Consider the following 2,037-nt stretch of genomic DNA (forward strand, 5'->3'; position numbering starts at 1 on the left):
TCACTGGCGCGCCTGCTCGAGGTCTCCGACCGGCTCTCCGACGGTCGGATCCACCTCACGACCCGGGCCAACCTCCAGATCAGGGGTCTGCCGGGTGCAGGCGGGCGACTGACGTCCCAAGCCCTGTCCGCCATCGAATCGACCGGGCTGCTGCCGTCACGCACCCACGAGCTGGTCCGCAACATTCTGGTGTCCCCGCAGACCGGGTACGCCGGCGGGCGGGTCGACCTTCGCCCGGTAGCGGCCCGGCTCGACGCGTTGCTGTGCGGTGAGCCTCGGCTCGCACAGCTGCCGGGCCGGTTCCTGTTCACCCTCGATGACGGGCGGGGTGACCTCCTCGACCGCCTCACCGGAGCCGGACGCAGCGGCACCGACCTGGGCCTGGTGGCTCTCAGTGCCACCGAAGCGCAGCTGAGAATCGGTGAGCGGTGGGGCGGTGTGGTGAATACGTCGGACTCCGCAGCTCACCTCGCCGGCATGGCGAGCGCGTTTCTGGCCAGACGGGGTCACCCGACCACAGCGGCGTGGCACGTACGCGAGTTGGACACGCCGCTGCAGCCCGCCACCGTCGCCGACCGGCGGATACCGCCCCGGTCCGGGCCGCTGCCCTACGGTCCGGTACCCGGCGGCAACCACGTGCACGTACCCGGCGGTGTGCTGACTCGAGATCTCGGGCACTCGGTCATCGAAACCGCGGGACACGTCACCGGTTTGGTGGTAACCCCCTGGCACGGAGTTCTCATCCCAGCGGCAAGGAAGACGGGCGCGTGACCGACAGCGCCACGCGCCCGGTGAAGCGCTACCGCTATCTCGATGACGGACCGGCCATCTACGTGGAGTCGTTCGCCACCATCCGGGCCGAGTCGGACCTCTCCCACGTCCCGCCGGCGGCCGAGCAGCTGGCGGTGCGGATGATCCACGGCAGCGGGCAGACCGATGTCGCCGATGACCTGGTGATCCACCCCGACGTGGTTCGGGTCGGGCGGGCCGCCCTGCACGCCGGCGCGCCCATCTTGTGCGACACCGCGATGGTGGCGGCCGGCGTGACCGCCGGTCGGCTGCCGGCCGGCAACCGGGTCTGCTGCTATCTGGTCGACGAGCGCGTTTGCGCCCTGGCGCGGATGTGGGGCACCACTCGGGCGGCGGCGGCCGTCTCGCTGTGGGAACCGATGCTGGCCGGTGCCGTCGTCGCCATCGGAAACGCACCCACGGCGCTGTTTCACGTGCTGGAGATGATTCTCGACGGCGCCCCGCGGCCGGCGGCGATCGTCGGCTGCCCGGTGGGCTTCGTCGGCGCCGCCGAGGCCAAGGTCGCGCTCACCCGCCTGCACGAAGACCATGGCATCGACATCCCGTTCGTCACGGTGCGTGGACGCCGCGGCGGTTCCGCCATGACGGCGTCGGCGCTCAACGCGCTGGCCTCGGAGGCCGAATGACCAGTCAGGCATCCCCGGGGCGGTTCTACGGCGTCGGCCTGGGACCTGGCGACCCCGACCTGATCACCCGCAAGGCCGCCCGGGTGATCGGCGAAGCCGACGTCGTGGCCTACCACGCCGGTGTCGGAAAACAGTCCTACGCGCGCAGCATCGCCGCCGACCTGATTCGCGAAGGCACCATCGAGGAGGAGCTGCGCTACCCGGTGACCGCCGGTGGGACCGACCACCCGGGCGGCTACGCCGGCGCACTCGCCGACTTCTACGAACAGTCGGCGGATCGCCTGGCCGCCCATCTGTCGGCCGGCCGCGCGGTCGCCCTACTGGCCGAGGGCGACCCCATGTTCTACGGGTCGTACATGTACATGCACGACCGGCTTGCCGCCCGCTTCGACACCGAGGTCGTCCCCGGGGTGCCCGCCTTCGCCGCGGCCACCGCCGCGCTGGCGTTGCCGCTGGTGCGCCAGACCGACGTGCTCACCGTGCTGCCCGCAACCCTGCCCGAGGATGAACTCGCGGAGCGCCTGGCCGACACCGACGGCGCCATCGTCATGAAACTCGGACGCACCTTCCCCGCGGTGCGCCGCGCCCTGGCCAGGGCCGG

At 71.6% G+C, this 2,037-nt stretch carries 3 protein-coding genes; all 3 read left to right on the plus strand.

The features are described 5' to 3' along the window. On the plus strand, positions 1 to 771 hold a 771-nt coding region (locus AC2VON_RS18000), incomplete at its 5' end, for a nitrite reductase (RefSeq protein ID WP_486954173.1). Continuing rightward, positions 768 to 1,436, plus strand: coding sequence for a precorrin-8X methylmutase (locus tag AC2VON_RS18005; RefSeq protein ID WP_486954174.1), 669 nt, complete (start codon positions 768 to 770; stop codon positions 1,434 to 1,436). The genes AC2VON_RS18000 and AC2VON_RS18005, both read left to right, overlap by 4 nt. Beyond that, positions 1,433 to 2,037, plus strand: a 605-nt coding sequence (gene cobI, locus AC2VON_RS18010; protein WP_486954175.1) for a precorrin-2 C(20)-methyltransferase, incomplete at its 3' end; no start/stop codon positions are given. The genes AC2VON_RS18005 and cobI, both read left to right, overlap by 4 nt.

The organism is Mycobacterium sp. TH-M82 (genome assembly GCF_057473605.1).